The organism is Neorhizobium lilium, from assembly GCF_004053875.1.
In the GTDB taxonomy this organism is placed as follows: domain Bacteria; phylum Pseudomonadota; class Alphaproteobacteria; order Rhizobiales; family Rhizobiaceae; genus Neorhizobium; species Neorhizobium lilii.
On the sequence record NZ_SBIP01000003.1, the window covers coordinates 894,390 to 910,092 of the forward strand.

The following is a 15,703-nucleotide window of genomic DNA, read 5'->3' on the forward strand; positions in this document are numbered from 1 at the left end:
TCTCGGGCCACGGGATGTGACGCTTGCGTTCGTCTCAGGCCGGTTCGGCCGTGCGCTTGTCCCACATTGCCTTGAAGCCCGGGCGTGCCTGGCAGGCTTCCAGCCAAGCCTTCAGCGCTGGGCGGCTGTCGAACAGCGGGGTGTGGCCTTGCGCATAGCGCACCACTTCGGCAACGTTCACATCCGCCACCGAGAACCGCCCGCCGACCAGATGGCTATTGGCGGAAAGATGCTTCTCCAGCACGTCGAACGGGCGCTTCAGCGTGCGCGCAGCGACGCCGATCTCGGCCTTGCCCTCATCCGTCTCGTCCTTGGCGGATTGAAGCTTCAGCGCCGGGGCTTCGATGCTGGTCACGGCAAACAGCGACCACTGCACCATCGACCCCTCTTCCGGTATGTCGCGGGGACCGATCTCTCCACCATATTTGCGGGCAAGATAAAGCGTGATGGCAAGCGACTCGTGCAGGATGAAGCCGTCGTCTTCCATGGAGGGCACGGAACCCATCGGGTTCACCGCCAGGAATTCCGGCGACAGCGTATTGGTCGGCGCACCCGGTGCCATAGGCTCGGCAAGCCGGTAGGACTGGATCACAGGCACCAGCTCGAACGGCTTGCCGATCTCCTCCAGAAGCCAGAGCGGCCGGGTGGCGCGCGAGCGGTAGACACCATAGATCTTCAGCATGTTTCGTCTCTCCTGAAATGCTGCCGCACGCTATTGGCGGCAAGAGAAAAACGGAAGATCAATCCGCGTTGGACGCTCATGAAAGTTTTCGATAGGATTTAATCGTGTCGAACGGCCGAAGGAGATCCACCATGCGCACTACCCAGTCCCTCAGCATCACCCTGCCGATCGAGATGGCGGAGATGGTCAAGTCCAAGGTCAGCTCAGGCGAATATGCCACGGAGAGCGAGGTGATCCGCGACGGCCTGCGTACGCTTATCGCCCGCGATGCGGCCATCGAGAAGTGGTTGGTCGAGGAGGTCGTGCCTGCTTATGATGAGGTTATGGCGCATCCTGAAAAGCTGCTGAGCGGTGAACAGGTCAGCGCTCGCCTTGATGCCCGAATGGCAGGGCTATTGAAGCGAAGTGGTAGTGCGTGAATTACCGGGTCGTCTTCTCGCCGTCGGCCAGTGATGATCTTATCGAGTTTGCCGACGAACAGGACGATCTTCCCTAAATCATTCTGTTGCCCTCTATGGTCAACTGTGGAAATTTTCCCGCCTCTTGTCCGCCGCGCGCAAGTTCCGCCGTCGCCGGGGCCTTCCAGCGATGCCCGATGATCGCGCCATCCTTCATGCCCTGAAACAGATTGCCCGAGATGATGGCGTTGCCCGCGCCCTCCACCACGCTGACCGCGCAGCCGATCCGCGCCTGGCGCACCATGTTTCCGCTGGCAACGACATTGCGCAGATAGGCGCCGAAGCCGAGCGCCAGTCCCCAGAGCGGGGCGTTTTCCACCACATTTCCGGTCACGACCGTATCGGCCTCCACGCTGATGCCGACGCCGAAGATCGCCTCCTCCAGCACGTAAGGCCCTGTGGCGGCGAGGTTGCGGACGATATTGTTGGCGACAGTCGCCAAGCGTCCGCCCTCGTTGAAATTGACGACCGAGATGCCGTTTGCGGCGCCGTCGACCATATTACCGGAAATGACCGCACCCTCGAAGGCGAACTCGGCATAGATGCCGGTCTCGCCGGACTGGAAGCATTGGTTGTTGGCGATCTGTGCATTGGAGGCGCTGTTGGCGCGGATGGCGGAAAAGGCGGCCTGTGTGATCTGGTTGCCGGTCACAGTCACGCCGTCCGCCCGGAACAGGTTGATGCCGTTGCCGTATTGGCCGGTGCCGCCATTCGTCGCGCCGATCTGCGCAATACGATTGCCCGATATGATCGTGCCGTCGAAGCCCTTGCTCCGTCGGTGAATGAGGATGCCGCCATTGCCGCAGTCGGAAACGCTGTTGGCGGTCACCGAAAGCCGGCGGCTATCGACCGCATAAAACCCGTATTCGGCGGCCCCGCCGATGCTGCTGCGCTCGATCCGCCCGCCGCAGCCTTCAAGCTGCAGGCCTGTCTTCGCGGAGGCGAGGATCTCGCAATTGTCGATGCTCGCGTCCTGCACGCCGCTGAGGTGAACAAGAGCTGATGTCTGACCGTCCAGTCCGCGACCAGCGCCGTCGATGACGAGATTGGAGAGCTCGATCCGGCTGCCGCCATCGGCCCGCAGCAGGAAGCCGCCGCCGCCATAGACCAGCCGCGTTGCGCCGGCAATTCCGGTCAGCCGCGCGCCGTCCGGCAGCATCAGGTTGGAGACTTCGTAAGTGCCCGGAGACAAAAAGACCGGCAGGTTTTGCCGGGCGGCCTTGGCAATGAGATCGGCAAGCTGGCGGCTGGTTTTTTCGCTTTCCTTGCTGCCGCGGCCTGGGATCACGCCCTCGGTGCCGGCATCGATCGATCCGCGCATTCCGATAGACGGGCCGCTGAGCGGCGCGGCGCTCCCAGCGAGCGGCAACAGCCCCAGTCCCGTTGCGCCTGTCGCAAAGCCAAGAAGCGTCCGTCTCGAAATCATCCGATCATCTTTCCGGCGAGCGCCGCTTTCTTTCAAGTATGACAATTTCATGGTGTTCTTAAACAAGGATAAGGGATTTTACCTCATATTACATGGCACTCGCAGGGTGGTTCACGAGTATATTCGGAGGGATGGGCGGCTCATGGTAGACCCGGCGTTACAGGGCATGCCAGAAGACTCTTCGCGTGAGCCCTTGGAGGAGCTCTGCAGCAGGCTCCTGCGTATTGCCACCGAAAGCGAAATCGATCTCGATACCGCCCGCGTGAACCGCGAACTCGAGACGCGCACGCTGCTCGATCAATTGCCTGACTTCATCTATGTCAAGGATCGTCGCAGTCGCTTCGTTTTCGCCAATGCCGCCGCCAACCGCATAAGCCGGGCTCGGCTTGGCTCGGACCTTGTCGGCAAGACGGACTTCGACCTTCTGGACAACGAGACAGCGCGCCGTCTTTTCATCACCGAGCAGGAGGTCATGTCGTCGGGCGTGGCCATCAATGGGCTGGAAGAGCGTGTGCGGCTGCCGGAGGGGCGGATCTTGTGGCTAATGACCACGAAGACGCCCTTGCGCGATGCTTCCGGCCAGATCGTCGGCCTGATCGGGATTTCCCGCAATATCACCGAGCGCAAGCGCCAGGATGACCTGAGGCATGGGCATGCGCGGCTTCTTGAAATGATCGCCCGCGGCCAGCCTTTGACTGCGGTGCTGGACGCCCTGGTAAGGCTCGTGGAGGCGGAGCTTGACGGTATCATCGCCTCGGTTCTGCTTCTGGACGAGACGGGCGAGCGCCTGATGAATGGTTCGTCGCCCAATCTTCCACTTGCCTATGTAAAGCTCATCGACGGTTTCGAGATCGGCCCCAGGCGGGGCTCCTGCGGAACGGCTGCCTGGCGGCGGGAGGCAGTGGTCGTCAGGGATATACAGGCCGATCCCCTCTGGGACGAGAATTTCCGCGAACTGGCGCTCATGTTCGGCTTTCGCTCTTGCTGGTCTTCGCCTCTTCTCGGGCCGGACGGGCGGGTCCTGGGTACTTTTGCGCTTTATTCCGCGGCCGTGCGGGAGCCGACGCCGCTGGAAACGGAGCTCACCGCCATGGCGACGGATATCGCCGGCATTGCGGTTGAGCGGGCGCATAACGAGGCGCGCATCCAGCACATGGCCCATCACGATCCGCTGACGGGGTTGCCCAACCGGGCCTTCTTCTGGGCGCAGTTCAGCCGCGCGCTTCATGAGGCACAGCGCGAGCGACGCAAGGTGACGGTCGCCTATATCGACCTCGACAATTTCAAGACGATCAACGACACGCTCGGCCATGCCGCCGGCGACGAGATCCTGCGAAGCCTGGCGGCCCGCATGAGCAACTGCATCCGTGCAAGCGATCTGCTGGCGCGTCTCGGCGGCGACGAGTTTGCCGTCGTCTTCAGCAATCCCGGCCATGACGAGATCGGTGTTATCCGCCGCCTGCAGCAATTGCGGGCCGAGATCGCCCGGCCCGTCGTTCTGGAAGGGCAAAGCCTGGTTGCGACCTGCAGCATGGGCGTTGCCTTCTTCCCGCAGGATGGCGAAACGCCGGAGGCCCTGTTGGCCCGCGCCGACAAGGCCATGTACGAGGCCAAGGGCATGGGCCGCAATATGCTCCAGATCTCGGGACGGATGGCCGCCGAACCGCGGGTGTGACGATCTACCTGGACGGAGGGTGCTCGAAGGGATAGGGCGGCGGATTTTCCTCCAGCCGGTCTCCCGGGATGGAAAGCTGCTCGAAGCTGTCGATGAACCGCGAAAACAGTTCGGCGAACTGAATGCGCTGCTCTTCCGTCCAGTCGCTCACGATATGCTGGACCACGGCCTGCTTTACGGCCCGTGTCTCGCCGGCAATGCCTTCGCCTTGCTCCGTAAGCTTGATGATGGAGCGACGCCCGTCCTCCTGCGATACGTCGCGCTTCAGGAGACCGCGTCCGACGAGATCCGCGACGAGCCGGCTTCCGCGCGAGGGGTCGAGGCGCATCGCATCCGCAATTGCGCCGACCGTGGCTTCTTCGCCCTTCCGGTGAATACGCCGGATCACTTCGAGGATGTCGAGCTGTGACAGGTCTATGCCCGGGGCCGCATGGGCGATTGTCAGCCGGCCAATGATCCGCCGCCCCATCATGACCCGCATACGCGCCAAGGCCTGGCCGATCTGCTCGATCGTTGCGTCCGCTGCCGGATTGGGATGGGGGTCAAAGGGCTTTTTCGTCATGCGGGCTTATTCTCTCAAGGGACGCGATCAAACTTTTGCGAACGGCAAATGCTTGTCGTTGACAAATATATGCGAAAGGCACAAACTTTGTCAAAACATTGCAGGATCGTCCCGCCGCATGGATACCACCTCCCAAATCTCAAAGCCGCTCGTCCCCAGCCACGGACTTCGGCTCGCCATCTTCTGCTTCCTGATGGCGGCGCTGTTCATGGCCACCCTCGACAACCAGATCGTCTCCACCGCCCTGCCGACCATCGTCGGTGAATTCGGCGAGATGGAGCGCTTCGGCTGGGTCAGCTCCGCATTCCTCCTGGCGACCAGCGCCGTCATGCCCATCTACGGCAAGCTCGGCGATCTCTTCGGCCGCAAATATGTCATGCTGACCGCGATCGTACTCTTTACCCTCGGCTCGGTGGTCTGTGGCTTTGCCTGGTCGATGGATTCCCTCATCGCCGCCCGCGTCTTCCAGGGTCTTGGCGGCGGCGGCATCATGGTGTCGATCTTCTCCATCAATGCCGACCTGTTCGAGCCGCGAGAGCGTGCCAAATACCAGAGCTATTCGAGCCTGATGATCATGGCGTCGGGCAGCCTCGGCCCGGTGCTCGGCGGCACGATGAGCGATCTCTTCGGCTGGCGCTCGATCTTCCTCATCAATGTGCCCATCGGCATTGTCGTCATCGGAGGCCTTCTCTTCCTGCTTCCCAACAGCCGCCCCACCCGCAAGCCGCGCATCGACTATGCCGGCGCCGTGGTGCTGGCCGCCACCATCACCTGCGTCGTCGCCTGGGCCGACAGCAAGCAAATCTTCGGCTCCATGGTTGCGCCCGCAGCCCTGGCCCTGCTGGGTTTCGGCGTTGTCTGCGCCGCTCTGTGGGTGTGGATCGAATCGCGCGTGCCGGAGCCCATCGTGCCGCTGCGCCTGTTCCGCGACAGCACATTCTCGCTCTATCTCATCGTCACCATGTGCTCCGGTGCGATCGGCATCGGCATGGTCAATTATTTCTCGCTCTTCCTGCAGACCACGACCGGCCTGTCTCCCTCTATGGCCGGCCTGTTGTTCATCGGGTTGACCGGCGGCATCGTGATCGGCTCGCTCACTGCCGGCCGGCTCATTTCCAGCACCGGCCGCTACAAGCCGTTTTCCGTCATCGGCCTCAGCCTCAGCGTCGTCGCCTTCCTGCTGTTCTCGCTGATGGGGCAGGGCACGCCGCTCGCCGTCGTTGCAGTTCTGATGCTCTTCCACGGCTTTGCAGTCGGCTGCGGCCAGCAGGCGCCGATCATCGGCGTCCAGAACTCTGCCCCGCGGGCGGATGTCGGGGCTGCCACCGGCGCTGTGACCCTGATGCGCATGGGCGGCGCTTCCATTGCCATCTCCACTTATGGGGCGATCGTCGGATCGAGTGTCAAGGGTGCCACATCGCCCATACCCGGCGTCGCTGATATCGGCGCGCTGACGCCGAAAATGCTGGGCGAGCTTCCGGAGGCCTCTCGCCAGGCCGTTGCCGCGCTCTACTACCACGCCTTCACGCCGCTCTTCCTCACCAGCGCCTTTATCGCTGCTATCGGGCTTATCGCGGCGCTGTGCCTCAAGCCGAAGCGTCTGCCGACAGCAAAGGCTGCGGCAGAGCCGGCACAGGGAGAGCAGGCGGCCGCCTGAGTGGGTTCGGACAGCGAAAAATGAAACGCGGCTAGCCTCTTCCAAGCCTCGGCTTGTCGCCTATCTTTCATCGGCATGAAACCCGAGGCGCTGCTTCATCCTACCCCGGCCGGGCTGTTCTGCCCCATTGGCCGCTTCCATGTCGATCCGGTCCGCCCTGTCGAACGGGCCCTGATCACCCATGGCCATTCGGACCATGCCCGCGCGGGCCATGGCCGGGTGCTCGCCACCCGCCAGACGCTCGACATCATGCGCATCCGCTATGGCGAGGACTTCTGCCAGAGCGAACAGGCGGCAGCCTTCGGCGATGAGATCGAGGTCGACGGGGTCAAGGTGAGCTTCCATCCGGCTGGCCATGTGCTGGGCTCGGCGCAGATCGCGCTGGAGAAGGACGGGCTGCGGATCGTCGTGTCGGGTGACTACAAGCGCGGGGTTGATCCCACCTGCGCACCCTTCGAGCCGGTCGCCTGCGACGTCTTCATCACCGAGGCGACTTTCGGCCTGCCGGTCTTCCATCATCCGGACCCGAAGCACGAGATCGGCAAGCTCCTGACCTCGCTGAAGCAGTTCCCGGAGCGCAGCCACCTGATCGGCGCCTATGCGCTGGGCAAGGCGCAGCGGGTCATTCGGCTGATCCGAGACTGCGGCTATGACGAACCCATTTTCATCCATGGCGCGCTCGCGCGGCTGTGCGATTACTATACGAGCCAGGGCATCGAGCTTGGCGATATCAGGCCTGCCACGCTCGAAAAGAAGGACCCCAACGCCTTCAAGGGTGCGGTGGTCGTCGGTCCGCCGTCCGCCTTTCAAGACCGTTGGGCGAGACGTTTCAACGAGCCGCTGATCGCCTTCGCGTCCGGCTGGATGATGGTGCGCCAGCGCGCCAAGCAGGGTGGCGTGGAACTGCCGCTGGTGATCTCGGATCATTGCGATTGGCCCGAGCTTCTGGAGACGATCGGCGAGATCGCGCCGTCGGAAGTCTGGGTGACCCATGGCCGCGAGGAGGCCTTGGTGCGCTGGTGCGAGCTGAAGAACATTCCCGCCCGCCCGCTGCATCTGGTGGGTTATGAGGACGAGGGGGATTGATGGTGCATCCGGATTCTGCAACCACCCCCCTCTGCCCTGCCGGGCATCTCCCCCTCAAGGGGGGAGATCGAATCGGCGCGCTGGCTTCCCCAAACAATAAACATATCAACGACATGAACGGCCAATGTGTCGGGAAGGTCCTGCTACGTGTGATCTCCCCCCTTGAGGGGGAGATGCCCGCCAGGGCAGAGGGGGGTACTACTACGGGCGCTGTGGATGATAAAATCGGGGCCACCCCATGAAAGCCTTCGCGACCCTGCTCGACCGCCTCGTGCTGACCCCGTCCCGCAACGGCAAGCTGAAGCTGCTGGCCGATTATTTCCGCGATACGCCCGATCCGGACCGCGGCTATGGGCTGGCGGCGCTGGCGGGCGTGCTGGACCTGAAAAGCGTCAAGCCGGCCATGTTGCGTGAACTCGTGCTGGAGCGCATGGACCCGGTGCTCTTTCAGTATTCCTACGATTATGTCGGCGATCTGGCCGAAACCATTGCGCTGGTCTGGGACGGCGGGGAGAAGGACGACAGCACGGATGCGGAACAGCCGAGCCTGTCCGAAGTCGTCACGCGCATGAACGCGCTCGGCCGCACCGAGGTTCGCTCCGCCGTCCGCGATCTCCTGGGGCATCTCGATCCGTCCGGCCGCTTCGCCTTCCTGAAGCTCGTCACCGGTAGCTTGCGCATCGGCGTCTCGGCCCGGCTTGCCAAGCAGGCCCTGTCGGACATGAGCGGCCACGGCGATGAGGAAAAGCCGGCCCATAGCCGCGACGTCACCGAGATCGAGACGCTGTGGCATGGGTTGGAGCCGCCTTATGAGCCGCTGTTCGCCTGGCTCGAAGGGCGCGGCGAGCGGCCGGTGCTGGCGACGCCCGCCATTTTCCATTCGGTCATGCTCGCCAATCCGGTGGAGGACGGCGATCTCGCCAAGCTCGATCCCGCCGACTACGCCGCCGAGTGGAAATGGGATGGCATCCGCATCCAGATGTCGAGCTATGGCGGCACCCGCAAGCTCTATTCGCGCTCCGGCGACGACATTACCGGCGCTTTTCCCGATATCGTGGATGCGATCAATTTTGACGGCGTGATCGACGGCGAGCTTCTGGTCGGCGGCACCCTGCGCTCCAACAGCCCGACCCGCACCTTTTCCGACCTCCAGCAGCGCCTCAACCGCAAGACGGTCTCGGGCAAGATGCTGGAGGAGTATCCGGCCTTCGTGCGCGCCTACGATCTTCTGTTCGAAGGCGATGTGGATGTTCGCGCCAGATCCTTCCTGGAGCGCCGCGGCCGGCTTGGCGATATCATCGATCGGGCGCCGCACGACCGTTTCGACCTGTCGCAGCTCGTTCCTTTCTCGACATGGGAAGAGCTCGACCGGGTGCGCCTGGCGCCGCCCGATCCGGTGATCGAAGGCGTGATGATCAAGCGCCGTGACAGCGTCTACCAGGCAGGCCGCCTCAAGGGTCCATGGTTCAAGTGGAAACGCGATCCCTACAATATCGATGCGGTGATGCTCTATGCGCAGCGCGGTCATGGCAAGCGCTCGAGTTATTATTCCGACTTCACCTTCGGCGTCTGGACGGAAACGCCCGATGGCGACCAGCTCGTGCCGGTCGGCAAGGCCTATTTCGGCTTCACCGATGCGGAGTTGGAAGTGCTCGACAAGTTCGTGCGCGACAATACGGTGGAGCGTTTCGGCCCGGTGCGGGCGGTCAAGGCCGAGCCCGATTTCGGCTTCGTGCTGGAGGTCGCCTTCGAGGGCATTCAGCGCTCGACACGCCATAAGTCGGGCGTCGCCATGCGCTTTCCCCGCATCGCCAGGCTGCGCACCGACAAGCTGCCCCGCGATGCCGACCGCCTTTCCACCTTGACCGCCATGGTGGAGGCAAGGGAAGGGTAGGGATGCAGTTGTCGCCGGTGCACGCTGAGTTGATGAATGCACATGATTTATATTGAAGTTGATTGGAGAAACTTATGAGCCTTGCGGGGATTTCGCTTCCGGATCGTCCCGTTTCCGTCAGGAAGGATGTGATATCCAAGCCGCGCGGCTACGCCTTCCTGACCCTGTTCATGTTCGCGATCGCCGCCTTCCTCGCCGCATGGCAGGGACCGGACCTGCTTCAGGATATCCAGATCAGCAAGAACCCGCTCGTGCTCGAAGACGGCGATATCCAGAATGGTCGATGCACGACGCGCAAGGCCGTGCTGACCGACTGCGAGGCCCGGCTCGTCTATACCCGCGAAGGCCGGCAATATCAGAAGTACGTGCATCTCTTCTTCGTCGATCTGCATGTCGGGGATTACGAAAGCGGCATGGTGGTTTCTGCCGATCATCCCGAACTTGCGACCCTGACGATCGGCCTCGACAAGCTGTGGAACCGCATCATCTCGCTGGCCGCGATGATCCTCATCGTCGCCGGCATTGGCGTCGGCATGATCTTCGTCGGCTTCCGGGTGGGGCAGGCGAGACGCAGATTGCGGCATCCGGCCATGCTCACCGCAGTGCCGGTCGAGATCGCCGCATTCAATCGCAATCGCCGCGGGCTGTTCGTCACCTATGCGGACAAGCTCTCGAGCCGCAAGACCAACCGCACCGCCTATACGCATTTTGCGGCAGGAGAGGAGCCGCTGATCATCGGCACGACTGCGGACGGCAATGCCAAAGGCAAGGACAAAGCCAAGGCTGCGAAGGCAGTGGGACTGGCGGTTCGCCATGGAACGACGCCGCTGCCGGTTCTGCTGGACAGCCGGTTGGAGCGTCTCGATCTGACCGAGGTGGAGCGTCGTGCAATCCTCGATCCGATCGAAGCCGCGCTGGCGCCCACAGGCGGCATGATCGTGCTGAGGGAGCCGAAGCGGATGCCGCGGATCCTTCGGGGCGTGTTGGTGTTCCTGGCCGTCATCCTGCTTTGCGTTGCCGGTCTTCTTGGCTACTGGCTCTGGTATGTCACCAGTTCGAAGACGCAGTTCAATCAGGTTGGCATGGAGGTCAACAACGTGCTCCCGGCTCCGATGAACCGCTGGGGCTGCGGCGAGCTGAAGAAGCGCTTCGGCTCCGACCGTGCGCCATACGGCTGCGTGGCAGCCGATTTCACCAGCTGGAAATAGGCGTTCCGACTGCTATGAATCCGGCCCAACGAAAAAAGGCGGAGCTTTCGGCTCCGCCTTTCCCTTGTGCATCTGGCTTGGAGGCTCAGAATTCTTCCCAGCTGTCGGCAGACGGAGCGGCAGCGGCAGCAGCGCTCGAACGACCGGTAAAGGCCTTGGCGATCCGGCCGACCATGCCGCGCGCCGGCGAAGGTGCGGGCGCAGAGGCGCTTGAGGCGGTCGAAAGCGCAGCAGAGGTCCGGCGCAGCGCGGCGGTCTGGGACGAAGCAGCATTGCCGAGCTGGAACTGGGCGATCATGTCGCGCAAACGGCCGGCCTCATTGGCAAGCGTGGCGCCGGCCGCATTGGCCTCTTCCACCATGGCGGCGTTCTGCTGGGTCACCTGGTCCATCTGGTTGACGGCGGTGTTGACCTCCGACAGGCCGACCGATTGTTCGCGCGCGGACGTTGCGATCGCATCCATGTGCTGGTTGATGGTGACGATATAGGCCTCGATCGTCTTCAGGGCCTCGCCTGTTTCGCTGACCAGCTTGACGCCGCTGCCAACCTCGACGGAGGAGTTGCGGATCAGCTCCTTGATCTCCTTGGCAGCCTTGGCGGAGCGCTGGGCCAGTTCGCGCACTTCCTGGGCGACGACTGCAAAGCCCTTGCCGGCTTCACCGGCACGTGCCGCTTCGACGCCAGCGTTCAAGGCCAGCAGGTTGGTCTGGAAGGCGATATCGTCGATCACGCCGATGATGTTGGAGATCTGGCTCGACGATTGCTCGATCTTGCCCATCGCACCGACGGCGCTGGCCACGACCTGACCGGAATGGCGGGCGCTTTCATTGGCCTGGATCGCCACCGCCCGCGCCTCGTCGGCACGCTTGGAGGAGTTGGAAACATTGGCGGTGATCTGGTCGAGGGCAGCGGCGGTCTCTTCGAGCGAAGCCGCCTGCTGTTCGGTGCGCTTGGAGAGGTCGTCGGCACTGCTGCTGACTTCGCGCGCGCCGCTGTCGATCGAACCGGTGGCCTGTGCAACGCCGCTGAGCGTGCTGCGCAGCTGCTCCACGGCCCGGTTGAAGTCTTCCCGAAGGCTCTCGAAGTCTTGCGCGAAAGGCTGTGCGAGCTGGAAGGTGAGATCGCCGGCAGCGAGATGCTTGAGGCCGTCCGCCAGCCCGTTGGTCGCCTGTGCCATGGCTTGCGCCTGTACCCGGTCGCGTTCTGCGGTGCTGCGGCGTTGCTCTTCCGACTGATTACGCTGCTCGTCGGCCTGCCGCTCGAGCTCCTGACTCTTGAGTGCATTGTCCTTGAACACCTGGACTGCGCGGGCCATCGCCCCGATTTCGTCTGCACGACGATCGCCTTCGACAACGGCGGCGAGATTGCCCGAAGCAAGGTTGGACATGGTGCCGGTCAGACGTGAGATGGTGCCCGCAAGCGCGCGGGCGAAGAACAGGAAGCCGAGAAGCGCCAGTATGGAAATCACGATGGTGCCGACCACCGTCATCATGGTGGCGGAGCTTGCCTGCGTGACGATCTTGGTGACGTCGGAGGACACTTCGAGGACGCCGATCTTGTCTCCGGAGAAGTTGGTGAAGGGCGTGGCTTCAACCAGGTAGGTCTTGCCATCGAAGGTCACCTGGTCGCGGAGGCGCTGACCGTCGAAGGCTGCCTTGACCTGATCATCCGTCAGGAAGCTGCGGTCCGACGTCGATGCCTGTTTCTGGAACTTGCCGTCGGCGAAGATGTAGACCCCGACTTCGCCCTGGATCTGCTTGGCCAGCGGCTTGAAATAGCTGTTGCTGAGGATTGTGCCGACATCGACGACGCCGACCGTCTTTCCAGCCTTTATGACCGGGGCCGACGCGAACATGCTGACCCCGCTCAGGCCGGGTTCCGTGCCGGCGACGAGTTTTCCGCTCGAAAGGGCTGCCCCCACCGTCTTTCTGCGACCCGTCATGTCATCGCCGAACTTCTCTGGCGTGTGAATGCGGGCCACTGCTTTGCCATCGGCGCCGACGAAGGTGATGAGCGAGAGATTGCCTTCGCTGTTGATCGCAGGCATGGCGCTGGCGTAACGGGGAACGATCTGGTCACGGGCGCCCTGGGTGATGAGATCGGCGACGTCGGGCTCGCCGGCGAGGGCAAGCGCAAGAGCCGAAGCGGCCTTCTTCTGGGCGGCCATGTCGTTCTGGATAAGCGCCCGGTCGGCGACGGCCTCGCTGTCCAGGGTGCTTTCGAGCGCGGCGCTCTGCCTGTACCAGGCAAGGCCGCCAATTGCGGCACTGGCGAAAAGAACGGCGGCAAAACCACAGCCGGTGATGGTCATCCACAATGGACGCTTGATATGCAGTTCGGTCATCTCTTGTCAAAACCCTCGTCGGAATAGGCCCTTGCAAAGACATAGGCAGATGAATACTCAATTTTAGTTAAATATGGTTCATCGTTGCGCGTCCTGTGCCTAAAGTCCTGACTGATATGTCATCGGCAGCCGTGTTGTTTGGAACATAGATGCTGCAGGCAGGATCACTTCTTCGCGTACCTTGCCTTCCGGCCTTGTTCTCCGCCGCTGCGGACTTGAAGATGTTCGTGCGGATGCTAGGACCAATCGACACTCAGGATTTGGAGCGTGGTATGAGGGAAAATCGTTCAGTTCGAGGAGCGAAACCGATGGTGGATCCTATATCCATCGAGGTTTGGCGACGCAGAAATGACGATTTTCACCATATCCCTTCGGGATGCGGCAGATTTCGCCTCTGAAGACGTCGGAAAGCCCTTGTGGAGGGAATACTCCACTGCTGCCTTCCCTCCTGTTCAGAAACAAAATTCGCTCGCGCCACGCCCGAAACCTGAATGTCGATTGGTCCTAGCTTCCGGACAGATGATAGTGAGAGAACAAACATGCCGCTGACCCGCCGCCTGCTGATGGGTGGTCTTGCCTTCGGTGCGCTGGCGCCCAAGGCTGCGACTGCCGGTCCTTTTCCTGTTCCCGATAGTCTGCCGCTTGAAAAGGAGGATTACGGGGATGCGCGTCGGCGGTTCAGCACCCATCTTCTGCGCATGGGGCCGGCACCGGAAGCGTCGCCGCCACTCGGCACGCCGCCTGGTTCGAAGCGGGTTTTCTATCCCGGCGGTCCGGATGGCTCGATCCAGCTCATCGCCTGGCTATCGTCTTACGAACCCTCTTTAAAGCTCAAACCCGCCGTCCTTTTCCTGCATGGCGGCAATGCCACGGGTGACGGTCATTGGGAATTGATGAAACCCTATGTGGACGCAGGCTTCGTGGTGCTGCTGCCGTCTTTCCGTGGCGAAAACGGCCAGGATGGCGCCTTTTCCGGTTTTTACGACGAGACCAGCGATGCGCTTGCCGCTGCGCACTATCTGGAGAGCCTGCCCGGCATCGACAAGGATCGTCTGTTCCTGGCTGGCCACAGCAATGGCGGAACCCTGTCGCTGCTGTCCTCCATGACGCGCAGGTTTCGCGCCTCGGTTCCCATTTCGGCCGGCGTCAACTCGTGGCGGTTTTTCAGCCGCTATACCGAGGACATCCGCTTCGATGTGAGCGATCCGCGCGAGTTCCTGATGCGCTCCTCCGTCTGCTTCGGCCCCAGCCTCAAATGCCCGACGCTTCTGCTGCGCGGCACGGAGGAACGACCTTTCGACAGGGATCATCAACTGCTGATGGATCGCGCCCGCGCAGCCGGCGTTTCCATAGAGGCAAAAATGCTGCCCGGCACCCATAACGGCGTGGTGCCCGGCGCCGTGCATGAAAGCATCCGCTTCTTCAATCAGGTCGCGACCTGATCCCGTTTCTCAGGCTTGCGGAACACCAGCGATTGGTGCAGGGCAGCACCCGCCACATTGCCGTCGCCCACCGCGACCGCAACCGAGCCTGCCGCCCGGGCCGCATCCCCGCAGGCGAATACGCCTGGCACGCTTGTCTCCTGGGTAAATCCCGTCTTAATGAAGGGGTATAGCGCGTCTTCCAGCTCGCAGCCGAGCTGGTTTGCAAGCGGCACGGCGATGCGCGGCTGGGGCAGGACGAAAAGCCCGGCAAAATTCAGGACACGCCCATCCTCCAGATGCAGATCCGCATTCTTCTCGATGCGGTCGATCTTGCCGGGCTCGATCGTCACGCCGCGCTCATCGAGCTGTTCCCGCTGTTCCTCGTCGGGCTCGAAGCAGCCGTTCAGCACAAGGGTCGTCTTTCCCCAGTCGGGCAGGAGCAGGGCCTGGTGCATGGAATGATGCGATGATGCGATCACGCCGATTTCGCCTTGGTCCAGTTCGAACCCGTGGCAGTAAGGGCAATGGAAGACGGACCGGCCCCAGCGCTCCTGAAGACCCGCGACATCCGGCAGGTCGTCGGTGACCCCAAGCGCCAGCAGCAGACGGCGAGCTGAAAACGAGCCGCCTCCGGCAGTTGTGATGGTGAAGTCGTCCTGCGATCCGCAAGCCTGCTCGGCGCGGTCGTTCAACCATTCTACCGTCGGGTAACGCAGCAGCTGCTCGCGGGCATCGTCGGCAATGGCATTGGGTGCCCGCCCGTCCTGGCCAAGAAAGCCATGCGACGTCGCCGCGAATCGATTGCGCCGCAAACCTTCGTCTATCACCAGGATGCGGCGGCGGGCGCGGCCCAGCTGCAGGGCGGCCGAAAGGCCGGCATAGCTGCCGCCCACGATGATCGCGTCAAACAAACAGGTCTCCATTCATGTCCCGGCACAGCGCAGATCGCCGCTTGCCTCGCGTAGAAGGATATGGATCGGCTGATCCCCACAGCAAGCCTCGGTCTGGAACCGTGCCAAAACGAAAAAAGGCGGAGCTTTCGGCCCCGCCTTTTCCCTTGTGCATCTGGCTTGGAGGCTCAGAATTCTTCCCAGCTGTCGGCAGACGGAGCGGCAGCGGCAGCGGCAGCGGCGCCGGAGCGGCCGGTAAAGGCCTGGGCGATCTTGCCGACCATGCCGCGGGCCGGCGACGAGACCGGGGCCGTGTGGCTGCTTGCGGTTCTGGGGCCGGATGCGGGCTTCGAGGCCGGTTTGGCGAAGGAGGTGGGCCGCGATGCAGCCGAAACCT

12 protein-coding genes and 1 pseudogene are annotated in these 15,703 nt (G+C 62.7%); 7 read left to right on the forward strand and 6 right to left on the reverse strand.

Annotated elements, in window-relative coordinates; genetic code table 11:
* Positions 1 to 34: 34 nt before the first annotated feature.
* Complete coding sequence (locus EPK99_RS16815; RefSeq protein WP_128444209.1) at positions 35 to 682, reverse strand: glutathione S-transferase family protein; 648 nt, start codon at positions 680 to 682, stop codon at positions 35 to 37.
* A 131-nt stretch (positions 683 to 813) separates the two neighbouring features.
* On the opposite strand from EPK99_RS16815, the gene EPK99_RS16820 reads away from it, so the two are divergent.
* Entirely contained in the window at positions 814 to 1,101 is a 288-nt protein-coding gene (locus EPK99_RS16820) for a ribbon-helix-helix domain-containing protein (RefSeq protein WP_128444210.1), read from the forward strand.
* A gap of 73 nt (positions 1,102 to 1,174) precedes the next feature.
* Here EPK99_RS16820 and EPK99_RS16825 read toward each other — a convergent pair whose 3' ends face one another.
* Positions 1,175 to 2,566, reverse strand: coding sequence for a TIGR03808 family TAT-translocated repetitive protein (locus EPK99_RS16825; RefSeq protein WP_128444211.1), 1,392 nt, complete (start codon positions 2,564 to 2,566; stop codon positions 1,175 to 1,177).
* A gap of 166 nt (positions 2,567 to 2,732) precedes the next feature.
* On the opposite strand from EPK99_RS16825, the gene EPK99_RS16830 reads away from it, so the two are divergent.
* Positions 2,733 to 4,241, forward strand: a complete 1,509-nt coding sequence (locus tag EPK99_RS16830; RefSeq protein WP_164901794.1) for a sensor domain-containing protein — start codon at positions 2,733 to 2,735, stop codon at positions 4,239 to 4,241.
* Positions 4,242 to 4,245: 4 nt separating this feature from the next.
* Here EPK99_RS16830 and EPK99_RS16835 read toward each other — a convergent pair whose 3' ends face one another.
* Positions 4,246 to 4,803, reverse strand: coding sequence for a MarR family winged helix-turn-helix transcriptional regulator (locus EPK99_RS16835; RefSeq protein ID WP_128444213.1), 558 nt, complete (start codon positions 4,801 to 4,803; stop codon positions 4,246 to 4,248).
* Between the two features lie 118 nt (positions 4,804 to 4,921).
* On the opposite strand from EPK99_RS16835, the gene EPK99_RS16840 reads away from it, so the two are divergent.
* The 4 genes from EPK99_RS16840 (at position 4,922) to EPK99_RS16860 (ending at position 10,648) form a co-directional block, all read left to right on the forward strand.
* On the forward strand, positions 4,922 to 6,460 hold the full coding sequence (locus tag EPK99_RS16840) for an MDR family MFS transporter (protein ID WP_128444214.1): 1,539 nt from the start codon (positions 4,922 to 4,924) through the stop codon (positions 6,458 to 6,460).
* A gap of 75 nt (positions 6,461 to 6,535) precedes the next feature.
* Positions 6,536 to 7,546, forward strand: a complete 1,011-nt coding sequence (locus tag EPK99_RS16845; RefSeq protein ID WP_164901795.1) for a ligase-associated DNA damage response exonuclease — start codon at positions 6,536 to 6,538, stop codon at positions 7,544 to 7,546.
* Between the two features lie 238 nt (positions 7,547 to 7,784).
* The gene (locus EPK99_RS16855; RefSeq protein ID WP_128444215.1) at positions 7,785 to 9,440 is read left to right on the forward strand and encodes a cisplatin damage response ATP-dependent DNA ligase; all 1,656 of its coding nucleotides are present in this window, start codon (positions 7,785 to 7,787) and stop codon (positions 9,438 to 9,440) included.
* A gap of 74 nt (positions 9,441 to 9,514) precedes the next feature.
* Positions 9,515 to 10,648, forward strand: coding sequence for a hypothetical protein (locus EPK99_RS16860; protein ID WP_128444216.1), 1,134 nt, complete (start codon positions 9,515 to 9,517; stop codon positions 10,646 to 10,648).
* Between the two features lie 85 nt (positions 10,649 to 10,733).
* Here EPK99_RS16860 and EPK99_RS16865 read toward each other — a convergent pair whose 3' ends face one another.
* Entirely contained in the window at positions 10,734 to 12,992 is a 2,259-nt protein-coding gene (locus tag EPK99_RS16865; protein ID WP_128444217.1) for a methyl-accepting chemotaxis protein, read from the reverse strand.
* A gap of 539 nt (positions 12,993 to 13,531) precedes the next feature.
* Between EPK99_RS16865 and EPK99_RS16870 the strand changes: the two genes are divergently transcribed.
* Positions 13,532 to 14,434 carry an alpha/beta hydrolase family protein gene (locus EPK99_RS16870; RefSeq protein ID WP_245582448.1) on the forward strand — a complete coding sequence of 301 codons (903 nt, stop codon included), beginning with the start codon at positions 13,532 to 13,534 and terminating at the stop codon, positions 14,432 to 14,434.
* Here EPK99_RS16870 and EPK99_RS16875 read toward each other — a convergent pair.
* Together EPK99_RS16875 and EPK99_RS25340 are read right to left on the reverse strand one after the other, a co-directional pair.
* On the reverse strand, positions 14,419 to 15,327 hold the full coding sequence (locus EPK99_RS16875; RefSeq protein ID WP_245582449.1) for an NAD(P)/FAD-dependent oxidoreductase: 909 nt from the start codon (positions 15,325 to 15,327) through the stop codon (positions 14,419 to 14,421). The genes EPK99_RS16870 and EPK99_RS16875 overlap by 16 nt on opposite strands.
* A gap of 167 nt (positions 15,328 to 15,494) precedes the next feature.
* Positions 15,495 to 15,703, reverse strand: a pseudogene (locus EPK99_RS25340) (hypothetical protein); the annotation flags it as partial.

Coding starts and splice junctions, on each gene's coding strand:
- EPK99_RS16855 (WP_128444215.1), top strand. CDS start 7,785: ATGAAAGCCTTCGCGACCCTGCTCGACCGCCTCGTGCTGACCCCGTCC.
- EPK99_RS16830 (WP_164901794.1), top strand. CDS start 2,733: ATGCCAGAAGACTCTTCGCGTGAGCCCTTGGAGGAGCTCTGCAGCAGG.
- EPK99_RS16845 (WP_164901795.1), top strand. CDS start 6,536: ATGAAACCCGAGGCGCTGCTTCATCCTACCCCGGCCGGGCTGTTCTGC.
- EPK99_RS16865 (WP_128444217.1), bottom strand. CDS start 12,992: ATGACCGAACTGCATATCAAGCGTCCATTGTGGATGACCATCACCGGC.
- EPK99_RS16840 (WP_128444214.1), top strand. CDS start 4,922: ATGGATACCACCTCCCAAATCTCAAAGCCGCTCGTCCCCAGCCACGGA.
- EPK99_RS16825 (WP_128444211.1), bottom strand. CDS start 2,566: ATGATTTCGAGACGGACGCTTCTTGGCTTTGCGACAGGCGCAACGGGA.
- EPK99_RS16820 (WP_128444210.1), top strand. CDS start 814: ATGCGCACTACCCAGTCCCTCAGCATCACCCTGCCGATCGAGATGGCG.
- EPK99_RS16870 (WP_245582448.1), top strand. CDS start 13,532: ATGCCGCTGACCCGCCGCCTGCTGATGGGTGGTCTTGCCTTCGGTGCG.
- EPK99_RS16835 (WP_128444213.1), bottom strand. CDS start 4,803: ATGACGAAAAAGCCCTTTGACCCCCATCCCAATCCGGCAGCGGACGCA.
- EPK99_RS16815 (WP_128444209.1), bottom strand. CDS start 682: ATGCTGAAGATCTATGGTGTCTACCGCTCGCGCGCCACCCGGCCGCTC.
- EPK99_RS16860 (WP_128444216.1), top strand. CDS start 9,515: ATGAGCCTTGCGGGGATTTCGCTTCCGGATCGTCCCGTTTCCGTCAGG.